Genomic DNA, 25004 nt, shown 5'->3' with positions numbered 1-25004 from the left:
CATTAAGTTCGCCGTTCATCGTCACTAATGTGACATAACCGGATAAGTAAAGGCCATGGCTCAGGAAATCGAATTAAAGTTTATTGTTAATCACAGTGCCGTTGAGGCGTTGCGTGACCATCTCAATACGCTGGGCGGCGAGCACCATGACCCCGTGCAGTTGCTGAATATTTACTACGAAACGTCGGATAACTGGCTGCGTGGGCACGATATGGGCTTGCGTATTCGTGGCGAAAATGGTCGCTATGAAATGACGATGAAAGTCGCCGGGCGAGTGACTGGCGGTTTACACCAGCGCCCGGAATATAATGTGGCGTTGAGCGAACCGACGCTCGACCTGGCGCAGTTTCCGACGGAAGTCTGGCCGAACGGCGTGTTACCTGCCGATCTCGCTTCCCGCGTACAACCGCTGTTCAGCACCGATTTTTATCGCGAAAAATGGCTGGTGGAGATCGATGGCAGTCAGATTGAAATCGCCCTCGATCAGGGCGAGGTGAAAGCCGGAGAATTTGCTGAACCTATCTGCGAGCTGGAACTGGAACTACTTAGCGGCGAAACGCGCGCGGTGCTGAAACTGGCAAACCAACTGGTATCGCAAACTGGCTTACGCCAGGGCAGCCTGAGCAAGGCGGCGCGTGGCTATCATCTGGCGCAGGGAAATCCCGCGCGTGAAATCAAACCCACCACCATTTTGCATGTTGCGGCAAAAGCCGATGTGGAACAGGGGCTGGAAGCGGCGCTCGAGCTGGCGTTAGCACAATGGCAGTACCATGAAGAGTTGTGGATACGCGGCAACGAGGCGGCGAAAGAGCAGGTTCTGGCAGCAATCGGCCTGGTTCGCCATACTCTGATGCTGTTCGGCGGTATCGTGCCGCGTAAAGCGAGCACTCACTTACGTGATCTGCTGACTCAATGCGAGGCGACCATTGCTTCTGCGGTTTCTGCCGTGACGGCGGTCTATTCTACCGAAACGGCAATGGCGAAACTGGCGTTGACCGAATGGCTGGTAAGCAAAGCCTGGCAGCCGTTTTTAGATGCCAAAGCGCAGGGCAAAATCAGCGATTCCTTCAAACGCTTTGCCGATATCCATCTTTCCCGCCATGCCGCTGAACTGAAAAGCGTTTTTTGCCAGCCGTTGGGCGATCGCTACCGTGACCAGTTGCCACGCCTGACACGTGACATTGACTCAATACTGTTACTGGCGGGTTACTACGATCCTGTCGTCGCGCAAGCCTGGTTGGAGAACTGGCAGGGGCTGCATCACGCTATTGCGACCGGGCAACGCATTGAAATTGAACATTTCCGTAATGAAGCAAACAATCAGGAACCGTTCTGGTTGCATAGCGGAAAACGTTAATCAGGCAAGGATAAAATCGCTTATGAAGCCGCTCTCTTCACCGTTACAGCAGTACTGGCAGACCGTTGTTGAGCGGCTGCCAGCGCCTTTAGCCGAGGAATTACTTAGCGCACAGGCGAAGTCAGTACTTACTTTTAGTGATTTTGTGCAGGATAGCGTAATTGCGCATCCAGAGTGGCTGACGGAGCTGGAAAGCGAGCCGCCACAAGCCGATGAATGGCAGTATTACGGCGAGTGGTTACAGGAGGCGCTCAGTAACGTGAGTGACGAGGCTGGGTTAATGCGTGAACTGCGGCTGTTCCGGCGGCGCATTATGGTACGTATCGCCTGGGCGCAAACGCTGGCACTGGTTACTGAAGAGAGCATATTGCAGCAGCTCAGCCATCTGGCGGAGACGCTGATTGTTGCGGCGCGTGACTGGTTGTATGACGCATGCTGCCGCGAGTGGGGAACGCCGTGCAATGCGCAGGGCGAAGCGCAACCGCTGCTGATTTTAGGCATGGGTAAGCTGGGTGGAGGGGAACTGAATTTCTCCTCAGATATCGATCTGATTTTTGCCTGGCCTGAACATGGTTGTACGCAGGGCGGACGCCGGGAACTGGACAACGCTCAGTTCTTTACCCGCATGGGGCAGCGGTTGATTAAAGTGCTGGATCAACCAACGCAAGATGGCTTTGTCTATCGCGTAGATATGCGGCTGCGTCCGTTTGGCGAAAGTGGCCCGCTGGTGCTGAGCTTTGCGGCGCTGGAAGATTATTACCAGGAGCAGGGGCGTGACTGGGAGCGTTACGCGATGGTCAAGGCGCGGATTATGGGCGATAGCGACGGCGCTTATGCTAACGAATTGCGTTCGATGCTGCGTCCGTTTGTTTTTCGTCGTTACATCGATTTCAGTGTGATTCAGTCTCTGCGCAACATGAAAGGGATGATTGCCCGTGAAGTGCGTCGCCGCGGTTTGACCGACAACATTAAACTGGGCGCGGGCGGTATTCGCGAAATTGAATTTATCGTCCAGGTGTTCCAGCTTATTCGCGGCGGGCGCGAACCGTCGCTGCAATCGCGCTCTTTACTGCCAACGCTCAGCGCCATTGCCGCGCTGCATCTGCTTTCTGAGAATGATGCCGAACAATTGCGAGTGGCGTATCTGTTCCTGCGGCGCCTGGAAAACCTGCTGCAAAGCATTAATGACGAACAAACCCAGACGCTTCCTGCAGATGAGCTTAACCGTGCGCGGCTGGCGTGGGGGATGGAGTTCGCTGACTGGCAGCAACTGACCGGAGCGCTGGCCGGACATATGGCTAATGTGCGTCGGGTATTTAACGATCTGATTGGTGACGACGAAAGCGAAACCCAGGAAGAGACTCTGTCAGAGCAGTGGCGTGAGCTGTGGCAGGATGCATTGCAGGAAGATGACACCACGCCAGTGCTGGCGCATCTTAGAGAAGATGATCGCAAACAGGTGCTGACGCTGATTGCCGATTTCCGCAAAGAGCTGGATAAGCGCACTATCGGGCCGCGCGGACGTCAGGTGCTCGACCATCTCATGCCGCATTTGTTAAGTGACGTATGTGCGCGTGAAGACGCTGCTGTCACGCTGTCGCGCATCACCGCCTTGCTGGTGGGGATTGTTACCCGCACCACCTATTTAGAATTGCTCAGTGAATTCCCCGCGGCGCTTAAGCATTTGATTTCTCTGTGTGCCGCATCGCCGATGATTGCCAGTCAACTGGCGCGCTATCCATTATTGCTGGATGAACTGCTCGATCCGAACACCCTCTACCAGCCGACAGCGACGGATGCCTATCGCGACGAATTGCGCCAGTATTTGCTGCGCGTGCCAGAAGATGACGAAGAACAACAACTTGAGGCGCTGCGTCAGTTCAAACAGGCGCAGCTGTTACGCATCGCCGCAGCGGATATTGCCGGTACGCTACCGGTAATGAAAGTGAGCGATCACTTAACCTGGTTGGCAGAAGCCATGATAGATGCCGTCGTTCAGCAGGCGTGGGTTCAAATGGTCGCCCGTTACGGAAAACCGACCCACCTGAACGAACGTGAAGGTCGCGGCTTTGCGGTGGTTGGATACGGTAAGCTGGGCGGTTGGGAGTTAGGCTACAGTTCCGATCTTGACCTGATCTTCCTCCATGATTGCCCGATGGATGTAATGACGGACGGCGAGCGGGAAATCGACGGGCGGCAGTTTTACCTGCGTCTGGCGCAACGCATTATGCACTTGTTCAGCACGCGCACGTCTTCCGGTATTTTGTACGAAGTGGATGCACGGCTACGCCCGTCCGGGGCGGCGGGAATGCTGGTTACTTCCGCAGAAGCGTTTGCCGATTATCAGAGAAACGAGGCCTGGACGTGGGAACATCAGGCGCTGGTACGTGCTCGCGTGGTATATGGTGATCCACAATTGACCGCTCAATTTGACGCAGTACGCCGGGAGATTATGACGCTGCCGCGTGAAGGCAAAACTTTACAGACAGAAGTGCGGGAAATGCGCGAGAAAATGCGCGCCCATCTCGGCAATAAACATCGCGATCGCTTTGATATCAAAGCCGATGAAGGCGGAATTACCGATATCGAATTTATTACCCAATATCTGGTGTTGCGCTACGCCCATGAAAAACCGAAGTTAACGCGCTGGTCAGACAACGTGCGCATTCTGGAACTGTTGACGCAAAACGACATTATGGAAGAGCAGGAAGCGATGGCCCTGACCCGTGCTTACACTACGCTGCGCGATGAACTTCATCATCTGGCATTACAAGAGTTGCCGGGCCATGTGCCGGAGGATTACTTCACCGCAGAGCGTGAACTGGTGCGGGCAAGCTGGCAGAAGTGGCTGGTGGAGGAATGAATTATGGTATTATCGCGCGCAAATTTTGAATCTCTCAGGAGACAGGAATGAAAGTAACGCTGCCAGAGTTTGAACGTGCAGGAGTGATGGTGGTTGGTGATGTAATGCTGGATCGTTACTGGTACGGTCCCACCAGCCGTATCTCGCCGGAAGCGCCAGTACCCGTGGTTAAAGTGAATACCATCGAAGAACGTCCGGGCGGCGCGGCCAACGTGGCGATGAACATCGCTTCTCTCGGTGCAAACGCACGCCTGGTGGGGCTGACAGGTATTGATGATGCGGCGCGCGCGCTCAGTAAATCGCTGGCGGACGTGAACGTAAAATGCGACTTCGTTTCTGTGCCGACGCATCCGACCATCACCAAACTGCGGGTGCTTTCTCGTAACCAACAGTTGATCCGCCTGGATTTCGAAGAAGGTTTCGAAGGTGTTGATCCGCAGCCGCTGCATGAGCGGATTAATCAGGCTCTCGGTACGATTGGCGCGCTGGTGCTTTCTGATTATGCGAAAGGTGCGTTGGCAAGCGTACAGCAGATGATCCAACTGGCGCGTAAAGCGGGCGTTCCGGTGTTGATTGATCCAAAAGGCACCGATTTTGAACGCTACCGCGGCGCTACGCTTTTAACGCCTAATCTCTCGGAATTTGAAGCTGTTGTTGGTAAATGTAAAACCGAAGAAGAGATTGTTGAACGCGGCATGAAACTGATTGCCGACTACGAACTCTCTGCGCTGCTGGTAACCCGTTCCGAGCAGGGGATGACGTTGCTGCAACCGGGTAAAGAGCCGCTGCATATGCCAACTCAGGCGCAAGAAGTCTATGACGTTACCGGTGCAGGCGACACAGTGATTGGCGTGCTTGCGGCAACGCTGGCGGCTGGTAATTCGCTGGAAGAAGCCTGCTTCTTTGCCAATGCGGCGGCTGGTGTGGTGGTCGGCAAACTGGGGACATCCACGGTTTCGCCGATCGAGCTGGAAAACGCAGTACGTGGACGTGCAGACACTGGTTTTGGCGTGATGACCGAAGAGGAACTGAAGCTGGCCGTAGCGGCGGCACGTAAACGCGGTGAAAAAGTGGTGATGACCAATGGCGTCTTCGACATTCTCCACGCCGGGCATGTCTCTTATCTGGCAAATGCCCGCAAGCTGGGTGACCGCTTGATTGTCGCCGTGAACAGCGATGCCTCCACCAAACGCCTGAAAGGGGATTCTCGCCCGGTTAACCCGCTCGAACAGCGTATGATTGTGCTGGGCGCACTGGAAGCGGTCGACTGGGTGGTGTCGTTTGAAGAGGACACGCCGCAGCGCCTGATCGCCGGGATCCTGCCAGATCTGCTGGTAAAAGGAGGCGACTATAAACCAGAAGAGATTGCCGGGAGTAAAGAAGTCTGGGCCAACGGCGGCGAAGTGCTGGTGCTCAACTTTGAAGACGGTTGCTCGACCACTAACATTATCAAGAAGATCCAACAGGATAAAAAAGGTTAACCGGAAAGCGGTTCACAGATCTCGCTTCGTGCCAGGTAGACCTATTGACGCTGTTGTTTTTTCAACCTAAAGTAAAGGAACAAGGGTAAGGGAGGATTTCTCCCCCCTCTGATCAGTTGTTAGTAAGTTGGGAAGCTTAGCAGTAACAACACAACCAGTATGATGACGAACTTCATCATAACCCTTTCCTTCTATAAGGCCCCTTCTTCGGGAGGGGCTTTCCCGTTTCAGCCCCTTACTGACTTCCCGATTGTTGATTAGCGCCTGACCCCGCGCAACGCTTTCCCTGATGCAGTTTTCTCTTCCCCGAGTCGACTCGCAAAACGCTGCAACAGCCTGAACATTTGCATTTTTTAGCGGAATGCAGATATAAAAAATCCCCGGCTTTTTGGGCCAGGGATATGCGTTAATGAAACCTTCTTGACGCTGATTTTTTTTCAACCTAAAGTAAAGGAACAAGGGTGAGGGAGGATTTCTCCCCCCTCTGATTGGCTGTTAGTAAGCGTGGAAACTTATCAGTAACAACACAATCAGTATGATGACGAGCTTCATCATAACCCTTTCCTTCTGTAAGGCCCCTTCCTCGGGAGGGGCTTTCCCGTTTCAGCCCCTTGCTGACTCCCCGATTGTTGATTAGCGCCTGACCCCGCGCAACGCTTTCCCTGATACAGATTTCTCTTCCCCGAGTCGACTCGCAAAACGCTGTAACAACCTGATCATTTGCACTTTTTAGCGGAATGCAGATATAAAAAATCCCCGGCTTTTTTGGCCAGGGATGTGTGTTAATGAAACCTTCTTGACGCTGTTGTTTTTTCAACCTAGAGTAAAGGAACAAGGGTGAGGGAGGATTTCTCCCCCCTCTGATTGGCTGTTAATAAGCTGCGAAACTTACGAGTAACAACACAATCAGTATGATGACAAGCTTCATCATAACCCTTTCCTTCTGTAAGGCCCCTTCCTCGGGAGGGGCTTTCCCGTTTCAGCCCCTTACTGACTCCCCGATTGTTGATTAGCGCCGGACCCCGCGCAACGCTTTCCCTGATACAGTTTTCTCTTCCCCGAGCGGTCACGTAAAACGCTGTAACAAACTGATCATTTGCACTTTTTAGTGGAACGCAGGTATAAAAAATCCCCGGCTTTTTGGGCCAGGGATGTTCATAGATGAAAATTTATTCTACGTTTTCTGCGACGGGAGTTGCTGAGGTTAAGGGTGAAGTCAATGCCGCCAGCGAGCCGCCTGAAACGCCAATTTCATTGAGCAAGGAGTCAATCAGCGGTGCCTGTGTGCGGTAAGAAAGGGCGGCAGACAATGCCTGTTCCGCCAGATTTCCGCCACCAACGCTGCCTGATGCCGCATCCCCCGCAGCGCCACCACGGTTCAATCCATCGACCTGAATAATCTTGATGCCGTCGATAGACTTCATCGGTTCAACGGATTTCTCTATTACCGCAGGTAACGACTGTAATAGCGCCAGTTTGAATTTTAGGCTGGTTTGCTCGTCAGAAAGCACGTTGATTGCATCGTTCAGCGCACGTTGCGCTTCTGCTTCCGCCAGACCTTTTTTACGCGTAGCTTCGGCTAACTCAACGATCGCTGCCGCCTGCATCTCTGCGGCTTCTTTCTCTGCTTTTGCTCGGACGGTCAGTTCGACCGCTTTGGTTTCTGCGTCTTGCGCTGCGGCAATCAGCGCCACCTGCTTGGCACGATCGGCTTCGGCTGTCTGGCGAGTGGTTTCTACGTTTTGTTGCGCACTTACCGCTTCTGCAAGTGCGAGGTTGGCACGCGCTTCTGCCTGTGATTGTTGTTCTGATTTTGCCGCAATAGCGATCGATTTCGTCTGGTTGGCGATTTCGGTAACCTGCTGCTGTTCGATCTCTTTAATGCGAACTTCACGTTCAGCCTCAACCTTTCTTGAGCGGACGGCCTGTTCGCGGTCGATTTCCGTTTCCTGAATCTGTCGTTCAGCCAGAATTCGCGTCTGCTCTGCTTCACGACGACGTTCAGCTTCAAAAGCCGCAATTTTCGCATTCTGCTCAGCGGTACGGGTTTTAACCTGCTGCTCCTGCTCAAGCGTCATAAACGCTTCTTGCTGTTCAATCTCCAGCTTCCGCGAAAGAGCGTCTCGATTTTTCTCACGCACCGCAACTTCTACATCCTGTTCAACTTCGTTACGCTCGCGACGACGGTGTTCCGTCTCCTGGGTTAGTTTGGTCAAACCTTCGGCGTCAAAAGCGTTGTTCGGGTTAAAATGCTCTTTCGAAGTCTGATTAAAGTTGGTGAGTGAAACACTTTCCAGTTCCAGTCCGTTTTTCGACAAGTCTTCTGCCACGGTATTTTGTACACCCTGCACGAAGTTCTCGCGGGTATCCTGTAACTCATGCATGGTCATTTGCGCAGCGGTGGCGCGTAGGGCATCGACGAATTTATCCTCGACCAGCATACGTAAATCTTCTGGTGATAGCGTGCGTTGCCCCAACGTCTGGGCCGCAGTGGCGATGCCTTCTACTGACGGTTTTACCCGTACAAAGAAAGCCACTACAACATCAACACGCATACGATCTTTCGTAATCAGGCTATCAATAGTAGAACGGCTGACTTCCAGCTTAAGCGTATTCATATTGATAGGAATGATTTCGTGGAAGATCGGCATTACGATTGCGCCGCCGCTCATTACCACTTTTTGCCCGCCTAACCCGGTACGAACAAATGCCTGCTCGGCAGATGCCCGACGATAAAGTCGCGCGAAAATAATACCGATAATAAACAGAACACATACGGCAACAATCGCCATAAACATCCATGACGGTACTAAGTTAACAATATCATCCATTATTAAATTTCCTTTTGTTTAAATATTTACAATATATTTGGCCAGGGATTTTTTTCTGCTAAATATCGTGTTGCAGAAAGTCGGCAAATAATCAATACCTTGTCACCTTTGGTGAAGTTTTTTCCTTCTTCAGGTTCCAGTAATAAATAGTGTATTTGACCAAATTGATCGGTAAGTTTTCCTTCACAGGGTCTGCCTGATATTGCCTGATGACCGGTAATTAATGCCATGCAGCCAATATATTCTTCTTCTGTAATAGCAGAACTATGATCGCGAGGAATCCAGGGGGCGATCGCCTTGCCGATATAATGCACTGTAATAACAGTGAGCAGTAAACAAACAGGAACCACCAACAGGTTTGAGAGTGGAGCTTTCCAGACCGTCACGCAGGCATGCTGTAGAACGATGCCGATAAGGCCAAAAAAACCAGCCAACAGGCAGAGGATGACGAGGGCTGGTAGCCTTCCAATATTAAGATAATGAAGTGCCTGACTAATATTACCTGTGGTTATGGAATCGTAATGATCAAGATGTGCATCAAGAGCACCGGAGAGCATGTGACCGCAGACAATAGCAATAATTTCTAACAGGCCGATCAAAAGTACAAAGGAAATAGCGAAAAGATAAGGTGTGTTATAGTCGGCAAATAAAATCATCAGTCACTCCATCGTCCATTCAGTGACGCATTGTTTACTATGGTATGATTTCCTTTCTTACATTTATCTTTGCTAATAATAACATGCGTTAGTGAAATTTTAAAAGGGAAAGTCTTTTAACGTTGTAATTATTTTCAATAAAAAGTGTGATCCAAAACAATATATTTACGCACGTTATGTTTAAAGGCACTACACTGATTAAGGAATACTGAAATCAGAAAAAGCATATGGCCTTAAAAGGTATGCGATAACCGGAGGATGTGCTTATGGATCATGGTCTTAATTCTTTAAATAATTTCGATTTCCTGGCGCGTAGTTTTGCCAGAATGAATGCTGAAGGTCGACCGGTCGATATTCTGGCCGTCACTGGTAATATGGATGAAGAACACAGAACCTGGTTTTGCGCTCGTTATGCCTGGTATTGCCAGCAAATGACACAGTCAAGAGAACTGGAACTAGAACATTGAGATTACGGGCCGTCAGGCCCGTTTTTGTGGTGCTTTATTCTGCTTTATCAACTGGCGGGATGGCGGGAGGAGATTGAACTTCTGCTGCCGGATTACTACGAGCTTCCAGTTCACTGATGCGCTGCTCCAGTAACGCCAGTTTCTCACGAGTCCGTAACAGGACCTGCGTCTGCACATCAAATTCTTCGCGGCTTACCAAATCGAGGCGAGTCAGCTGTGCTTGTAGGGTTTGGCGGATTTTTTTCTCCACATCTTCCCCGAACTCCCTGATTCCTTTAGGCATTGATTCGTGAACCTGGCGAGCAATTTGCTCAATTTTTTTCGGGTCAATCATTGTAGTTTCCCTGTACTGATAGGTGTTTGGTGCCATTGTAGTGCGATAAGGGTAAGTCATAAACCAGAATTATGTGAACCTATGCGTTGCTGCCGTTAATCATTAGCGTTATAGTGAATCCGCTTATTCTCAGGGCGGGGCGAAATTCCCCACCGGCGGTAAATCAACTCAGTTGAAAGCCCGCGAGCGCTTTGGGTGCAAACTCAAAGGACAGCAGATCCGGTGTAATTCCGGGGCCGACGGTTAGAGTCCGGATGGGAGAGAGTAACGATTCTGTCGGGCATGGACCCGCTCACGTTATTTTGGCTATATGCCGCCACTCCTAAGACTGCCCTGATTCTGGTAACCATAATTTTAGTGAGGTTTTTTTACCATGAATCAGACGCTACTTTCCTCTTTTGGTACGCCTTTCGAACGTGTTGAAAATGCACTGGCTGCGCTGCGTGAAGGACGCGGTGTGATGGTGCTTGATGATGAAGACCGTGAAAACGAAGGCGATATGATCTTCCCGGCAGAAACCATGACCGTTGAGCAGATGGCTCTGACCATTCGCCACGGTAGCGGTATTGTTTGCTTGTGCATAACCGAAGAACGCCGTAAACAACTCGATCTGCCAATGATGGTCGAAAATAATACCAGCGCCTATGGCACTGGTTTTACCGTGACCATTGAAGCTGCTGAAGGTGTGACTACCGGTGTTTCTGCCGCTGACCGTATCACGACTGTTCGCGCTGCGATTGCTGATGGTGCTAAACCTTCAGACTTGAATCGCCCTGGCCACGTTTTCCCATTGCGCGCACAGGCGGGTGGTGTACTGACTCGTGGCGGTCATACCGAAGCGACTATTGATCTGATGACGCTGGCAGGCTTTAAACCTGCAGGTGTGCTGTGTGAACTGACTAATGACGATGGCACCATGGCCCGCGCGCCAGAGTGCATCGAGTTTGCCAACAAACACAATATGGCGCTGGTCACTATTGAGGATCTGGTTGCATACCGTCAGGCGCATGAGCGCAAAGCTAGCTGAAAATAACTGCTAAAACTGGTGCGATAATCAAAGAAACCGAAGCTGTTGAAGGCTTCGGTTTTATTTTGCCCTTACCCTGCTGAATGTAAATTTCACCGCTTTATCTATGAGTAAATTTCACTAATATCAGACAACCTTTTTCATTATGATCAAAATCATATAAATGTTCCGATATTATGCGACCATATAAATATATCCGAAAATGGATATGTGAAATTTATGCGCTAAATGTTTGGTATTGTTAAATATTAAGGGTAAAAGGATGTTTATCTCCTGGTACTGGATTGTATTGATTGCGCTGGTTGTGGTGGGGTATTTCCTGCATTTGAAACGTTATTGCCGGGCGTTTCGCCAGGACAGAGACGCACTGCTTGAAGCGAGAAACAAATACTTAAACAGTGCGAGAGAAGAGACAGCAGAAAAGCTGGAGTAGTGCTTCTGCGATGCCTGCAGATGTTGTCCATGCTGGACAACATCTGAAGTTGTTTTCAACCAATTCCCGCCGTTTGTAACAGCACTAAACTAAATCCCATTACTGACATCCCACACAGCACGCCATAGCTGGGATTATTATTGGGATCAATCTCTTTGGCTAACGGCATTAATTCGTCCACGGAGAGCGCCACCATGATTCCTGCGACCGCCGCCATGATTGCCGCCATGACCACCGGGGAAATCATGCTACCAAGGATTAACCACGCCAGAACACCGCCGAGAATTTCCGCCAGCCCAGAAATCCCCGCCCACAGAATTGCGGTGCGTTTCGACCCCGTTGCCGCGTAAACCGGCCCCGCAACCGCCAGACCTTCAGGAATATTGTGCAAAGCCACGGCCAGCGCGATGCCCAAGCCCAGCTCCAGGTTACTGCTTGCCGTAACAAAGGTGGCAATCCCTTCCGGGAAGTTATGCAGACTGATTCCAAGAGTGAGCAGAATAGCAGTGCGCTTGAGCGATTTGGGCAACGGTTGCACCGATTTTTGCATTAAATCCTGCGGATGCGCATGCGGCAACATGCGGTCCAGACCAAAATAGCCCAGCAGACCAAAAATAAACATCCCGTAGCCCAGAACGGGGGACATTCCTTCGGCGGCTAATGCGGCAGGGAGCATCTCCATCAATGAGATAAGCAACATGATCCCCGCCGCAAACCCTAGCGAAAATGCCAGCAGTCGGTTCGAGGGTTTTTGCCCGAGAACGCCGAGAAACGCGCCAATAAACGTGGCTGCCCCCGCCAGTATGGTCAGAATGAGAGGTACTGACATCGACAACTCCTTATAAATCTTCACCTTCAGGCAGATCGTCAAAATAACTGATGATCATCATCATCGTTATCCGGGTTCTTACTCCGCCGAACAAGCGTATTGTGAGGATATCAAAATGACACCTTTAGTTAAGGATATCATCATGTCTTCAACACGTATGCCAGCATTGTTTTTAGGTCACGGTAGTCCGATGAACGTGCTGGAAGATAATTTGTATACCCGCAGCTGGCAGAAGTTGGGGATGACATTGCCACGCCCGCAAGCGATTGTCGTGGTTTCGGCTCACTGGTTTACCCGTGGTACAGGAGTGACTGCGATGGAGACGCCGCCAACGATTCATGACTTTGGCGGCTTTCCGCAGGCGCTGTACGACACCCATTATCCGGCTCCTGGCTCACCGGCTTTGGCTAAGCGATTGGTTGAGCTGTTAGCGCCAGTGCCTGTCACACTGGATAAAGAAGCCTGGGGCTTTGACCACGGCTCGTGGGGCGTACTAATTAAGATGTATCCGCAAGCGGATATCCCGATGGTGCAGTTGAGTATCGACAGTACCAAACCCGCCACCTGGCACTTTGAGATGGGGCGTAAACTGGCAGCACTGCGAGATGAAGGAATAATGTTGGTCGCCAGCGGTAACGTGGTGCATAACCTGCGCACGGTGAAATGGCATGGCGATAGTTCCCCCTATCCGTGGGCGACGTCGTTTAATGAGTATGTGAAAGCGAATCTGACGTGGCAAGGACCGGTGGAGCAGCATCCTCTGGTGAATTATCTCGACCATGAAGGTGGCGCGTTATCGAATCCAACACCGGAGCATTACCTGCCGCTATTGTATGTTTTAGGTGCATGGGATGGGCAGGAGCCAATTACCATTCCGGTCGATGGTATAGAAATGGGCAGTTTAAGTATGTTGTCGGTGCAGGTAGGTTAATAGATGAAGAAAACCGAAGCCAATTTCTGGCTTCGGTTTGCATTACCTTACTTTCTCAGCAGCTTGAGTCCCCATGCGCCGCTCATCACTAATAGCAGCAATAAGCAAAGACCAAAAGCCAACATACAGGCCTGAGCCATGTTCATAAAGTGCCACGGTGGTAGCAGATACCAGCCTTCAGATTGCTGATACATCGCCACAAACCACTGCTGCATACTGCTCAGTGTGACGCCATCGGGAACGATTGGCGCATCATAGCCGCAATCCCCGGTAGGTTTGAACCAGTTTGGTGCCCACTGTGCCAGCGGCAGGTTAAATGGGAAAGTTGGATCGGTAGAGCAACCCTGAACGCCAAACAGTGAATCGGGATCCGGGTTATGCACCGCATGGTGGATATCGTTCAGTTTGAATGAAAACTTCAGCCCCATGATGCTGCCGTAAAATGCCATCACGCAGCCAATCAGCTTAAGGATGATGTTCTTCGGGTTGATCGCCGCAACCAATCCTCCAATAACCATCACAAACATGGCATAGCGAATGTATACACATTGCTCACAGGGGGCCATGTAGAGATAGATCTGGAAGAAAGAGTGCGCCAGGATAATTAACGCGCCCATCGCAACGGCCATTAACAACCACAAAAAGCGTTGCTCCTGCCATCTGACCAGTGTGTCGACTGGTGATGTGCGAAGGTCTTTCCACATTCCCTTAATACCCATAGCCTGTTTCCCTGTTATTTGCTTGCTAACTCACGGATAAGGTCTGCCATCGCGTCGATGGATTTGATGCTCTTGGTGTAGATCAAGTACTTACCATTAACGACGTAAGCCGGAACCCCCTGGATTTTGGCGACTTCATAAGAGGCTTTCCATTTTTCCAGTGTTTCTTGTACCGCTGGCTCTTTCAGTGCAGCTTCAAAATCCGCCTGGCTCATACCAGCAGCATCCAGACCCGTTTTGATAAAGGCAGCGGGATCTTTACCGTCAGACCAGCGTTCTTTTTTGTCGTGATAAGCCGCGTAGTAGGCAAACTTGGCTTTCTTAAACTGAGAGTTAGCATCAAATAAGGAAATACCTGCTGCTTTATCTTTATTGATCAAGACAGCAAAGACTTCGCTCGCCTGTTTACCGTATTCGCCTTTGGTTTCCAGATGGAACGGCGTGAAAGCAACGACATCTTTCACTTTTTCCGATACCGGACCGGTAACCGCTTTGTCGTACTTGTAACAGAACGGGCAGGCGTAGCTGAATACCTTAATCAGCGTTTTGTCGGCATTCGGAATCGGTTTTTCCAGTACCATATAATCCGTGCCTTCGGTAAATGCAGAAGCAGTAAATGAAACCGCCAGAGCCGCAGTAAGCAGTACGCTTTTAAACAGTGATGAGATCCCTAATTTCGACATTTTTATTCCCTTCTTGATTATTTAAACATCTGTTTTGGACGGACTAACAGCGCACGGTAGTGAGTCTGGTTGGGTTTATCAGACATCACGTCGATTTCCACTTTCACTTCTTTGGTTTTGTAGTCGATCTCGTTCAACTTGCCGACGGTCGGCTGACCGACGTCAAACAGATGAATGGAGCCGCCGAAGCCGAACATGGTGTCACGGTCAGCCTGGTATTCGATAATGGAGGTGATTGGGCTATAGAAATCGTAACCACGTTCTTTACCGTATTCCCAAACTTGCTGAACGGTACCTTTCTTCTCATCAATCTTATATTCCACAAAACGGGAATATTTCATGGTTGGTAAGGCAGGTTGTTCCAGATGGCGACCGTCGCCGTTATCAAAGATAGTGAGTGTACCTTTGCTGGAGATCCATGCGGTATGCTGGGTATAGGTAAAGTCGAAGTCTGAGTTTTCACACAGGCCATTTTCGTTACAGGTGATCGGCTTACCGTTAGCATCAACGGGTTTCAGCAATTTGCTGGCCAATGGTTTTTCCCAGCCTTTCGAGGGGGCAAGGATCCATTTCACTTGTTTATCACGACCAATTTTCACAACGCCCTGGTGACGAGAAGAGAGGATAATTGAGTCATCTTTCGCGTCATAGGCGATGGAGTTGACGTGCGCCCAGTTACGACCTGGTCCTACACCCAGCGCGTCGCCAAACGGTGTATCTGGCTCCAGTTTTGCCTGCTGTCCGGCGTGAGCAAGGTCAACGTTGACGCAAACTGCGCCTGCATCCAGTGCACCGAGCAGAGCATCACGTTTCGGATCGAGGATCTTCGTCAGATCCCATACATCGACAACGCGACCAGATTTATCGACTTCGAGGATATGGTCACGAATGGTGGTGACGTGTACGCCGTCATCGCGACGGTAGTTACTTTTACCTACGCGCAACAGTACCGTACCATTAGGCGTCTCAATGGATTCATGAGTGGCGTCAGCGAATCCGCGCGGCAGTTTATGATCTTCCAGCACCTGACCCATCATGTCGAACTCGTACCAGTGCTGGCCTTGTACTGCGGTAAAGGTGCCGCGTGGTGTTTCGCGGATACCCATCAGATAACCACGTTTGTTGATATTACGGTCACGGCCATCGTAGAAGGTGTCTTGATCCAGCCACCAGCGGTATTCACCCTCGGTATCGACAATGAAAGTAAAGGGCGCGATATCAAAGGGCAGTGCGCCGGTGGCCGGACCTGCATCGAGGATCCCTGCATTTTTATCTTTCTCACCGTGCCAGTGGAGATCGGAACCTTGTGCAGTAAAGGTGTGGGTATTAACCAGATAGAGGCGATCTTCAAAACCAGGTGCGACTTTAACGACTTTGGTCTGCTGTAGATCAGAGATGGAACGATTATCCATGTAATTGTTGACGATGGCTGAAGTTTGCACTACGTAATCATCTTTCATGGCCTTGCCGTTTTCTTTCCACTCAACGGTCACTTTGTTGGCAAATTTCTGATAAAGACCAAAAATCGGTACTCCATCGTAAGTTTTTAGTGACTCCTGGCCCACGGAATAGCTGATTTCAACGCCTTTTTCGCCCTTCCCGTGGACGGTAACTTTGACGTCAGAAATGACGTGGCTATCTAAGTCAACCAGAGCGGTCAGTGGTGCATTGCCGTAGGGATCGACAATGATTGCACCGAGTTGCCCGGCAGGTGGTGCAGGTTTAAAACCCGCCGCCATTACGCTAGTTGCAGACAACCCCAGGGCTAATGCTACTGTTCCGGCTACTAGTGTTTTTCTATATTTATCAAACATGGATATATCTCCTTATATAACGCAAATATATAATAATGATGAATATCGACTGTTGAGATGGTACTAATAAATTTGTTTTGTGAATGAATAATGTAACTCTAATAAAACATGAGAATGTTTTGCTGCTTTTGAATATGTTGTTATTTGTTGAAACAACTATTTATTTTTAATGGATAGTAGGGTGGCGATATATCAATAACAATGTTCAATATTGCGTAGTGTGATCTCTGCGACATTGTTTTTTAATTATTAAATTAAAATATGAAGAGGTAAATATAAAATATTTAATATATATCAATGTGTTGTGCGGTGATTTATTTACTTACTTTAATTGCAATACCACTTACATATGACGATTTAACATTAAATTGGTTATTAATGTTAAATAAAAGTTGGAGATGTATGGATTTATATATTGATGAAGATTATAAATGATGGATTATGAAAAGTTGCCCCGATTATCGGGGCAATATTAAGCAGTGTTATTCAACAAAAATATGTGGATAAAACCGAGACATATCCTGGGTGATCAACGCACGGTCTTCACGAATGCCAATTCCGGCGGGTTGATCGTTCACCAGCCAGCTACCAATCAGCATATAACTGTCGCCAAATTTTGGTAACGGATGGAATTGCTGAACAATCATGCCTTCTTCGCCATACGGACCTTCTGCTGCTTCAATGGTTTTGCCATTCTCGATAATCGACACGTTTGCGCCTTCACGCGAGAAGATTGGCTTAACCACATATTTTTCCATTTCTGGATAATCATCTTCAGCAAAATAAGCGGGCAACAGGTTCGGATGATTCGGGAACATCTCCCATAGTAGCGGCAGAAGTGCTTTGTTGGAGATAATGCTCTTCCACGCCGGTTCCAGCCAGCGTACGCCAGCATCTTCCAGCTTGGTGGAGAACATCTCGCGCAGCATAAATTCCCATGGATAAAGCTTGAACAGGTTAGCAATCACCTGATCCTGCAAATCCGTGAACTGACCTTTTTCGCCTAAACCAATATCGTCGATGTACAGGAACTCGGTAGCGATTTCAGCTTCCGTCGCGCAGTCCTGCAAATACTGGATGGTGCCACGATCTTCCACCGTGTCACGACAGCAGGTGAGATGCAGCAACTGGAAGCCATACTGTTCACGCAGCTCGACAAAGCGATCGATCAGCTTTTCTTGCAGACTGTTAAACTGGTCGCTGCCTTCCGGCAGGTTGCCCGCGTTAAGCTGATCTTCCAACCAGATCCACTGAAAGAATGCTGCTTCATACAGTGACGTGGGCGTATCAGCGTTATTTTCCAGAAGTTTAGGTTCGCCAGTGCCATCCCACGCCAGATCAAGGCGTGAATAAAGCGACGGCTGGTGCGTCAACCATGACTGACGCACAAAACTCCACGTGTGCTTTGGAATGCGGAATTTGGTCATCAGCTCATCGCTGGAGATCACTTTTTCCACCACTTTCAGGCACATCTGGTGCAGTTCGGCGGTGACGTCTTCCAGCTTTTCAACCTGGGCGAGGGTCAACTTGTAGTAAGCATCTTCACACCAGTACGGCTCGCCGTACATGGTGTGAAAATTGAAACCGTATTCGTGGGCTTTTTCACGCCAGTCTGGGCGCTCGGTAATACTGACTCTTTCCATCGGTATCAGCCACCCATTGAACGAGAAGAGGTGCCGGTTGCGCTACGCTGCATAGTGCTTTGTTTGGCAACAGATTCACCAAAACCGCCACGGGTAACGGTAGTGGTGGTCGCCGGTTTTGGTGCCATTGCCGTCTTCGGTACGGTCATGGTGCGGCCTGGCTGGGCTGCGCCATAGTTTTTACCCGTCGCGTCGGTATATTTACCATAAGCCGGGCTGGCTGGGTTTTTCGAGGAGAACAGCGGCTGCTGTGCAAATCCCGCGCCGCCGCCCATCAGACGTCCCATCATGTAGCCGGCCATCAGCGGCATCCAGAAACTCCCGCTGGATTGCTGGGCCTGCGCCTGGTTTTCAGGTGCCATGCCAGCCTGGGCTGGTGCCTGCTGGCACTGACCTTCACCAAATTCGGCAATACAGTCTTCACGAGTGGCGTATTTCGGCGCAGTACGTTCTGCTTCTTTCAGCGCATTGTTGTACGCGGTGGTACATTCGGCGCTTTTGCCTGGGTTTGCAGCTGAACAGTCGTCAGCATTTTGATAGAGAGACACTGTTTCATCACTCTTTTCACAGCCTGCCAGCATAAAAACAGTAGCAACAGCGAGAGCGACAGGTGTCAGGTGGCGTGCGCTCCAGTTTTTGCGGAACGATGCGTGGCGTATGGATTTTGTCCGTTTCATTTTTGTCTTCCAGGACCAGTGGTAAATACCCATCAGAATAGAGGATGGCTGGTCGAAATTGAAGCGAGAAGGGGGAAGAATGCGGCAGATAACCCGTATCTTTACGTTGCCTTACGTTCAGACGGGGCCGAAGCCCCGTCGTCGTCGTCAGTTACGGAAAGGGTTATGACCGTTACTGGTGTTAGTGCGTGCGGATGCTTGCTGAACGGCTGGAGCCGGGCTATCAGGTGCATAACCATCAGCAATAGCATTCTGTTCTGGCGTTTGCGGCGCGACGTTTTCCGGGTTAGTGGAAACCGGTTTGCTCAGCGCATTGTTCAGTGCCAGCAGATCCTGCTCGTTCAGCGTACCCAGAGCTGATTTAATATTCAGCTGGTTAATCAGGTAGTTATAACGCGCATTCGCCAGTTCTTGCTTGGCGTTGTACAGCGTAGTGGTCGCATCCAACACGTCAACAATGGTACGCGTACCGACCGAGTAGCCCGCTTCCATCGCGTCTAAAGAGCTTTGGGCGGAAACCACGGCTTGTTTGTAGGCGTTAATGCTACTAATAGATGCATTAATGTTGTTGAAGGAGGAACGCACGGTCTGCACGACGCTACGATGGGCGCTTTCCAGTTGCTCGCTGGCACCGACAAAGTTGTACTGTGCCTGTTTCACCTGCGAGTTAACCATTCCGCCCTGATAAATCGGCAGCGAGAAGCTTAGGCCCACTTTGTTCTGACCCATATTGCTGTCGTCATATTGGGTACCTGTCGCACCACGGGTTTTTGAACCGCTGTAAGAGGTGTCAGAAATTCCGGTAGAGGCCGTCAAATCCAGAGTCGGTAAGTGACCGTCCTGCGCCTGGCGAATTTGCTCGCGCGCTAGATCCTGGCTCAAACGTGCCTGTAACAGCGACAGGTTGCGTTTTTCGGCTTCTTTCAGCAGCGCGTTAACCGGCTGTGGCTTGTCGGTCTTGAAGTTTTCGACATTCAGCGCCGCCAGTTCCGGATAGTAGTTACCGGTGATCTGACGCAGCTGCTCAACGGCGTTGTCGAGGTTGTTACGTGCGGTCACTTCGTTCGCCAGCACGGTATCGTACTGTGCGCGGGCGTTCTGCACGTCGGTGATCGCCACCAGGCCCACGTTAAAGCGTTGGGTGGTTTGATCTAACTGACGGTAGATTGCCTCTTTTTGTGCCTGAGTATAAGAAAGCACGTCAATGGCATTCAACACGTTGAAATAAGCGGTCGCGGTGTTGAGGATCAAAGTTTGTTGATCGGTCTGGTAAGTGACGTCCTGAATACCGGCAGCTTTTTCCTGCAAGGTCAGTGCGCGCCATTTCGACATATCGAAAATGGACTGGGTCAACTGCAGGGACGCACTGGTTGCGTTAGAGTTGATGCCGTTCGCGTCGCGGTAGCCGTTGCTGTAGGTGTAATCTGCACCTAAACCTAGCTGTGGCAGTAATGGACTGCGAGCTTCATTAATTTTTTCAAAGGCAGCATCACGATCGGCGGCAGACTTACGCAATTCCGGGTTACTAAGGCGTGCTTGCTGATAAACTTGCATCAGGTTCTCGGCCTGGCTCAACGAACTGAACCCAGAAAGGCTCAGGCCGATAAGAATGGGGAGCAATTTCTTCATTTGCATTCCTTGTGGTGAAGCAGTATTTAGCGCGATCAAACTGTAAAATTATTGCGGATTCTAGCAGAAGCCGCTACCGCAAAAGGTTGGCGTTACGTGCCATAGGGCGTTAATGTGCCTCAATTTAACACATGACTGCTCAAACGGCAGTCAAACGTCGCTGAAATTCACATTTTATTCACTATTAGTGCCAGGACATTAGCCATGCTTAAGCCAGACAACCTGCCCGTTACATTTGGCAAAAACGATGTAGAAATTATTGCACGAGAAACACTTTATCGCGGCTTTTTTTCATTAGATCTTTATAGATTTCGTCATCGTTTATTCAACGGGCAAATGAGTCATGAGGTCCGACGGGAAATTTTTGAACGCGGTCACGCCGCAGTCTTGCTACCCTTTGACCCAGTGCGCGATGAAGTTGTACTGATTGAGCAGATACGAATTGCCGCATATGACACCAGCGAAACACCCTGGTTACTGGAAATGGTTGCCGGGATGATTGAAGAAGGTGAGAGTGTGGAAGATGTTGCCCGTCGCGAAGCGATTGAAGAGGCGGGACTAAAAGTGAAACGGACCAAACCGGTGTTAAGTTTCCTGGCAAGCCCGGGCGGCACCAGCGAGCGTTCGTCAATTATGGTGGGCGAAGTGGACGCCACGACCGCAAGCGGCATTCACGGTCTGGCTGATGAAAACGAAGATATTCGCGTTCATGTGGTAAGTCGGGAACAGGCATACCAATGGGTAGAAGAGGGGAAAATCGACAACGCAGCGTCGGTCATCGCTTTGCAATGGCTGCAACTGCATCATCAAGCGTTAAAAAATGAGTGGGCATAAATGAAGCGTTACACACCTGACTTTCCTGAAATGATGCGCCTGTGCGAGATGAACTTTTCACAATTGCGCCGTTTGTTACCGCGCAATGACGCACCCGGTGAAACTGTAAGCTATCAGGTGGCAAACGCACAATATCGGCTAACGATTGTGGAATCGACCCGATACACTACCCTGGTGACTATTGAACAGATTGCGCCAGCGATCAGTTACTGGAGCCTTCCGTCGATGACTGTGCGTCTGTATCATGACGCGATGGTGGCTGAAGTGTGTTCAAGTCAGCAGATTTTTCGCTTCAAAGCGCGGTATGATTATCCTAATAAAAAGTTGCATCAACGCGACGAAAAGCATCAAATTAATCAGTTTTTAGCGGACTGGTTGCGATACTGTTTAGCACATGGAGCGATGGCGATTCCGGTTTATTAGCGTCGTGAAACCTAAGGACACCATTTGGAAAGCCTGTTAACCCTTCCTCTGGCTGGTGAGTCCAGAGTCAGGATTTTACAAATTACCGATACTCACCTGTTTGCGCAAAAGCACGAAGCCCTGTTAGGGGTGAACACCTGGGAAAGTTACCAGGCGGTGCTGGAGGCGATTCGCCCACACCAGCACGAATTCGACCTGATTGTCGCGACAGGTGATTTAGCGCAGGATCAAACGGCTGCGGCCTACCAGCACTTCGCTGAAGGCATCGCAAGTTTTCGTGCGCCCTGCGTCTGGCTGCCGGGCAACCATGATTTCCAGCCTGCGATGTACAGCGCGCTACAGGACGCGGGTATATCTTCAGCGAAACGCGTGTTTATCGGTGAACAGTGGCAAATCCTGTTGCTGGACAGCCAGGTGTTTGGCGTACCGCACGGTGAGCTAAGCGAGTTTCAACTCGAGTGGCTGGAACGTAAACTGGCTGATGCGCCAGAGCGCCATACCTTGCTTTTGCTGCATCATCATCCGTTGCCTGCGGGCTGTAGCTGGCTTGACCAACACAGTCTGCGTAACGCGGGTGAACTGGATAACGTGCTGGTGAAGTTTCCGCACGTCAAATATCTGTTATGCGGCCATATCCATCAGGAACTGGATCTAGACTGGAATGGTCGTCGCCTGCTGGCAACGCCATCGACCTGCGTGCAGTTTAAGCCGCACTGTTCCAACTTCACGCTGGACACTATCGCGCCCGGTTGGCGTACGCTGGAACTCCATGCCGATGGTACGCTGACCACAGAAGTACACCGCCTGGCAGACTCCCGTTTCCAACCAGATACCGCTTCAGAAGGTTACTGATGTCGACGCTTCTTTATTTACACGGTTTCAATAGTTCGCCGCGTTCTGCGAAAGCGAGCTTGTTGAAAAACTGGCTGGCGGAACATCACCCTGACGTTGAGATGATTATTCCGCAGTTACCGCCGTATCCTTCCGATGCGGCAGAACTGCTGGAATCCATTGTCCTGGAACATGGCGGCGATTCGCTGGGTATTGTCGGTTCGTCACTGGGGGGATATTACGCCACCTGGTTGTCGCAATGTTTTATGCTGCCCGCAGTGGTGGTAAACCCGGCGGTGCGCCCGTTTGAACTGCTTACTGACTATCTCGGTCAGAACGAGAACCCCTACACCGGGCAGCAATATGTGCTAGAGTCTCGCCATATTTACGATCTTAAAGTCATGCAGATTGACCCGCTGGAAGCGCCGGATTTGATCTGGCTGCTGCAACAGACGGGAGATGAAGTGCTGGATTACCGCCAGGCGGTGGCGTACTACGCTTCCTGCCGCCAGACTGTTATAGAAGGCGGCAACCACGCATTTACGGGCTTCGAAGATTATTTCAACCCGATCGTCGATTTTCTTGGTCTGCACCATCTCTGACGATCAACTCGAATTACTAACTTAAACCATGACGCAAACTTATAACGCTGATGCCATTGAGGTACTCACCGGGCTTGAGCCGGTTCGCCGCCGTCCGGGGATGTATACCGATACCACTCGCCCTAACCATTTGGGGCAAGAAGTCATTGATAACAGTGTGGATGAAGCACTGGCCGGTCACGCAAAACGCGTGGACGTTATTTTACATGCTGACCAGTCGCTGGAAGTGATTGACGATGGCCGTGGAATGCCGGTGGATATTCACCCGGAAGAAGGTGTTCCGGCGGTAGAACTGATTCTTTGCCGTTTGCACGCGGGCGGTAAATTTTCTAACAAAAACTACCAGTTCTCTGGCGGTCTGCACGGCGTGGGGATTTCGGTGGTTAACGCCCTGTCGAAGCGCGTAGAAGTTAACGTGCGCCGCGATGGTCAGATTTATAACATCGCCTTTGAAAATGGCGAAAAGGTGCAGGATTTGCAGGTTGTTGGTACTTGCGGTAAACGCAACACAGGCACCAGCGTGCACTTCTGGCCGGATGAAACTTTCTTTGACAGCCCGCGCTTCTCTGTTTCCCGTCTTACACATGTGCTGAAAGCCAAAGCGGTACTGTGCCCGGGCGTTGAGATCACTTTTAAAGATGAGATCAACAACACCGAACAACGCTGGTGCTACCAGGACGGTCTGAATGATTACCTGGCGGAAGCGGTAAACGGCCTGCCGACGCTGCCGGAAAAACCGTTTATCGGTAATTTTTCTGGCGATACCGAAGCGGTGGACTGGGCGCTATTGTGGCTTCCTGAAGGTGGCGAACTGCTGACCGAAAGCTACGTCAACCTGATCCCAACGATGCAGGGCGGTACGCACGTTAACGGTCTGCGTCAGGGGCTGCTGGACGCGATGCGTGAGTTTTGCGAATACCGCAACATTCTGCCGCGCGGCGTGAAGCTGTCGGCGGAAGATATCTGGGATCGCTGTGCTTATGTGCTGTCAGTAAAAATGCAGGATCCGCAGTTTGCCGGGCAGACCAAAGAGCGTCTCTCTTCGCGTCAGTGTGCGGCATTCGTTTCGGGCGTGGTGAAAGATGCCTTCACCTTGTGGCTGAACCAGAACGTTCAGGCGGCTGAACTGCTGGCGGAGATGGCGATTTCCAGCGCACAGCGCCGTATGCGTGCGGCCAAAAAAGTGGTGCGTAAAAAGTTGACCAGCGGCCCGGCACTGCCTGGCAAACTGGCAGACTGTACCGCGCAGGATCTTAACCGTACCGAACTGTTCCTTGTGGAAGGGGACTCTGCAGGCGGATCTGCCAAGCAGGCGCGCGATCGTGAATATCAGGCGATCATGCCGCTGAAAGGTAAGATCCTTAACACCTGGGAAGTTTCTTCCGACGAAGTGCTGGCCTCACAGGAAGTACACGATATTTCGGTAGCGATCGGTATCGATCCTGACAGCGACGATCTTAGCCAACTGCGTTATGGCAAGATCTGTATCCTGGCGGATGCTGATTCCGATGGTCTGCACATTGCCACGTTGCTCTGCGCCTTGTTTGTAAAACACTTCCGTACGCTGGTGAAACATGGTCACGTATATGTAGCGCTACCACCGCTCTACCGCATTGACCTTGGTAAAGAGGTCTATTACGCCTTGACGGAAGAAGAGAAAGAGGGCGTGCTCGAACAATTAAAACGCAAGAAAGGCAAGCCAAATGTCCAGCGTTTTAAAGGTCTGGGTGAAATGAACCCGCTGCAACTACGTGAAACCACGCTCGACCCGAACACTCGCCGTCTGGTGCAGTTGACCATCGACGATGAAGACGATCAGCGTACCGACGCGATGATGGACATGCTGCTGGCGAAGAAACGCTCGGAAGACCGCCGTAACTGGTTGCAAGAGAAAGGTGACATGGCAGAGATTGAGGTCTGATGATCTTCCCGTCAGGAGA

Annotated in this window: 25 protein-coding genes and 1 riboswitch; of the genes, 12 read left to right on the top strand and 13 right to left on the bottom strand. The window is 50.7% G+C overall.

All coding sequences use genetic code 11. The features are described 5' to 3' along the window. Nucleotides 1–55: 55 nt before the first annotated feature. Genes ygiF through hldE form a run of 3 tightly spaced genes read left to right on the top strand, consistent with a single transcriptional unit; the run spans nucleotide 56 to nucleotide 5701 of the window. On the top strand, nucleotides 56–1357 hold the full coding sequence (gene ygiF / locus FEK43_RS01405; RefSeq protein WP_135407898.1) for an inorganic triphosphatase: 1302 nt from the start codon (nucleotides 56–58) through the stop codon (nucleotides 1355–1357). Nucleotides 1358–1379: 22 nt separating this feature from the next. Then, on the top strand, nucleotides 1380–4220 hold the full coding sequence (gene glnE / locus FEK43_RS01400) for a bifunctional [glutamate--ammonia ligase]-adenylyl-L-tyrosine phosphorylase/[glutamate--ammonia-ligase] adenylyltransferase (protein ID WP_135407895.1): 2841 nt from the start codon (nucleotides 1380–1382) through the stop codon (nucleotides 4218–4220). A gap of 47 nt (nucleotides 4221–4267) precedes the next feature. Next, the gene (gene hldE, locus FEK43_RS01395) at nucleotides 4268–5701 is read left to right on the top strand and encodes a bifunctional D-glycero-beta-D-manno-heptose-7-phosphate kinase/D-glycero-beta-D-manno-heptose 1-phosphate adenylyltransferase HldE (RefSeq protein ID WP_130210454.1); all 1434 of its coding nucleotides are present in this window, start codon (nucleotides 4268–4270) and stop codon (nucleotides 5699–5701) included. Between the two features lie 119 nt (nucleotides 5702–5820). Here hldE and ibsE read toward each other — a convergent pair whose 3' ends face one another. From ibsE to FEK43_RS01370, 5 genes are all read right to left on the bottom strand, one after another. Further along, a complete protein-coding gene (gene ibsE / locus FEK43_RS01390; RefSeq protein WP_001387082.1) occupies nucleotides 5821–5880 on the bottom strand; it encodes a type I toxin-antitoxin system Ibs family toxin in 60 nt (19 codons plus the stop codon). 316 nt (nucleotides 5881–6196) lie between these two features. Next, the gene (locus tag FEK43_RS01385; protein ID WP_104917541.1) at nucleotides 6197–6256 is read right to left on the bottom strand and encodes a type I toxin-antitoxin system Ibs family toxin; all 60 of its coding nucleotides are present in this window, start codon (nucleotides 6254–6256) and stop codon (nucleotides 6197–6199) included. Nucleotides 6257–6572: 316 nt separating this feature from the next. Continuing rightward, nucleotides 6573–6632 carry a type I toxin-antitoxin system Ibs family toxin gene (locus tag FEK43_RS01380; RefSeq protein ID WP_001387081.1) on the bottom strand — a complete coding sequence of 20 codons (60 nt, stop codon included), beginning with the start codon at nucleotides 6630–6632 and terminating at the stop codon, nucleotides 6573–6575. 238 nt (nucleotides 6633–6870) lie between these two features. Beyond that, nucleotides 6871–8532, bottom strand: coding sequence for a flotillin family protein (locus FEK43_RS01375; RefSeq protein WP_135407893.1), 1662 nt, complete (start codon nucleotides 8530–8532; stop codon nucleotides 6871–6873). Between the two features lie 26 nt (nucleotides 8533–8558). Continuing rightward, the gene (locus FEK43_RS01370) at nucleotides 8559–9188 is read right to left on the bottom strand and encodes an OB-fold-containig protein (protein WP_130210458.1); all 630 of its coding nucleotides are present in this window, start codon (nucleotides 9186–9188) and stop codon (nucleotides 8559–8561) included. Between the two features lie 266 nt (nucleotides 9189–9454). On the opposite strand from FEK43_RS01370, the gene glgS reads away from it, so the two are divergent. Beyond that, the gene (gene glgS, locus FEK43_RS01365; RefSeq protein ID WP_130210460.1) at nucleotides 9455–9655 is read left to right on the top strand and encodes a cell surface composition regulator GlgS; all 201 of its coding nucleotides are present in this window, start codon (nucleotides 9455–9457) and stop codon (nucleotides 9653–9655) included. Nucleotides 9656–9689: 34 nt separating this feature from the next. Here glgS and ubiK read toward each other — a convergent pair whose 3' ends face one another. Next, nucleotides 9690–9989 carry a ubiquinone biosynthesis accessory factor UbiK gene (gene ubiK / locus FEK43_RS01360; protein ID WP_064529620.1) on the bottom strand — a complete coding sequence of 100 codons (300 nt, stop codon included), beginning with the start codon at nucleotides 9987–9989 and terminating at the stop codon, nucleotides 9690–9692. A gap of 121 nt (nucleotides 9990–10110) precedes the next feature. Continuing rightward, nucleotides 10111–10259, top strand: a riboswitch (FMN riboswitch). Nucleotides 10260–10362: 103 nt separating this feature from the next. Here ubiK and ribB point away from each other — a divergent pair. After that, nucleotides 10363–11016 carry a 3,4-dihydroxy-2-butanone-4-phosphate synthase gene (ribB, locus tag FEK43_RS01355; RefSeq protein WP_113305203.1) on the top strand — a complete coding sequence of 218 codons (654 nt, stop codon included), beginning with the start codon at nucleotides 10363–10365 and terminating at the stop codon, nucleotides 11014–11016. 262 nt (nucleotides 11017–11278) lie between these two features. Continuing rightward, nucleotides 11279–11449: a protein YqiD gene (gene yqiD, locus FEK43_RS22800; RefSeq protein WP_165382779.1), complete on the top strand. Its 171-nt coding sequence runs from the start codon at nucleotides 11279–11281 to the stop codon at nucleotides 11447–11449. Between the two features lie 55 nt (nucleotides 11450–11504). On the opposite strand, the gene zupT is transcribed toward yqiD, so the two are convergent. Continuing rightward, nucleotides 11505–12278 (bottom strand): zinc transporter ZupT, encoded by a 774-nt coding sequence (gene zupT / locus FEK43_RS01350; RefSeq protein WP_130260130.1) that lies wholly within the window; start codon nucleotides 12276–12278, stop codon nucleotides 11505–11507. 142 nt (nucleotides 12279–12420) lie between these two features. Between zupT and ygiD the strand changes: the two genes are divergently transcribed. Beyond that, a complete protein-coding gene (ygiD, locus tag FEK43_RS01345) occupies nucleotides 12421–13209 on the top strand; it encodes a 4,5-DOPA dioxygenase extradiol (RefSeq protein ID WP_167850490.1) in 789 nt (262 codons plus the stop codon). 47 nt (nucleotides 13210–13256) lie between these two features. Here ygiD and dsbI read toward each other — a convergent pair whose 3' ends face one another. The 6 genes from dsbI to tolC all read right to left on the bottom strand — a co-directional run bounded on the left by dsbI (nucleotide 13257) and on the right by tolC (nucleotide 20374). After that, nucleotides 13257–13928 carry a protein-disulfide oxidoreductase DsbI gene (gene dsbI, locus FEK43_RS01340; protein WP_130218214.1) on the bottom strand — a complete coding sequence of 224 codons (672 nt, stop codon included), beginning with the start codon at nucleotides 13926–13928 and terminating at the stop codon, nucleotides 13257–13259. A 14-nt stretch (nucleotides 13929–13942) separates the two neighbouring features. Then, a complete protein-coding gene (locus tag FEK43_RS01335; RefSeq protein ID WP_000040018.1) occupies nucleotides 13943–14611 on the bottom strand; it encodes a thiol:disulfide interchange protein DsbA/DsbL in 669 nt (222 codons plus the stop codon). A 17-nt stretch (nucleotides 14612–14628) separates the two neighbouring features. Continuing rightward, the gene (locus FEK43_RS01330) at nucleotides 14629–16425 is read right to left on the bottom strand and encodes an aryl-sulfate sulfotransferase (protein ID WP_135407891.1); all 1797 of its coding nucleotides are present in this window, start codon (nucleotides 16423–16425) and stop codon (nucleotides 14629–14631) included. 482 nt (nucleotides 16426–16907) lie between these two features. After that, a complete protein-coding gene (locus FEK43_RS01325) occupies nucleotides 16908–18068 on the bottom strand; it encodes a glutathionylspermidine synthase family protein (protein ID WP_130210363.1) in 1161 nt (386 codons plus the stop codon). A gap of 5 nt (nucleotides 18069–18073) precedes the next feature. Continuing rightward, entirely contained in the window at nucleotides 18074–18745 is a 672-nt protein-coding gene (locus FEK43_RS01320; protein ID WP_000831534.1) for a DUF1190 family protein, read from the bottom strand. 147 nt (nucleotides 18746–18892) lie between these two features. Continuing rightward, the gene (tolC, locus tag FEK43_RS01315; protein ID WP_130210361.1) at nucleotides 18893–20374 is read right to left on the bottom strand and encodes an outer membrane channel protein TolC; all 1482 of its coding nucleotides are present in this window, start codon (nucleotides 20372–20374) and stop codon (nucleotides 18893–18895) included. A 204-nt stretch (nucleotides 20375–20578) separates the two neighbouring features. Between tolC and nudF the strand changes: the two genes are divergently transcribed. The 5 genes from nudF to parE are packed head-to-tail and all read left to right on the top strand — an operon-like array spanning nucleotide 20579 to nucleotide 24985. Then, complete coding sequence (gene nudF, locus FEK43_RS01310; protein WP_021564655.1) at nucleotides 20579–21208, top strand: ADP-ribose diphosphatase; 630 nt, start codon at nucleotides 20579–20581, stop codon at nucleotides 21206–21208. Next, complete coding sequence (locus FEK43_RS01305; RefSeq protein ID WP_000833390.1) at nucleotides 21209–21631, top strand: DUF1249 family protein; 423 nt, start codon at nucleotides 21209–21211, stop codon at nucleotides 21629–21631. A gap of 24 nt (nucleotides 21632–21655) precedes the next feature. Then, complete coding sequence (gene cpdA / locus FEK43_RS01300; protein WP_130218206.1) at nucleotides 21656–22483, top strand: 3',5'-cyclic-AMP phosphodiesterase; 828 nt, start codon at nucleotides 21656–21658, stop codon at nucleotides 22481–22483. Beyond that, entirely contained in the window at nucleotides 22483–23064 is a 582-nt protein-coding gene (yqiA, locus tag FEK43_RS01295; RefSeq protein ID WP_000105733.1) for an esterase YqiA, read from the top strand. The genes cpdA and yqiA overlap by 1 nt, the downstream gene beginning before the upstream one ends. Nucleotides 23065–23092: 28 nt before the next feature. Beyond that, a complete protein-coding gene (gene parE, locus FEK43_RS01290; protein ID WP_130210353.1) occupies nucleotides 23093–24985 on the top strand; it encodes a DNA topoisomerase IV subunit B in 1893 nt (630 codons plus the stop codon). Nucleotides 24986–25004 lie beyond the last annotated feature (19 nt).

Origin of the sequence: Escherichia sp. E2562 (assembly GCF_005781075.1) — a bacterium.
GTDB lineage: Bacteria > Pseudomonadota > Gammaproteobacteria > Enterobacterales > Enterobacteriaceae > Escherichia.
The sequence above is the reverse complement of the archived record's forward strand: the minus strand, read 5'-3'. Positions and strand labels throughout refer to the sequence as shown.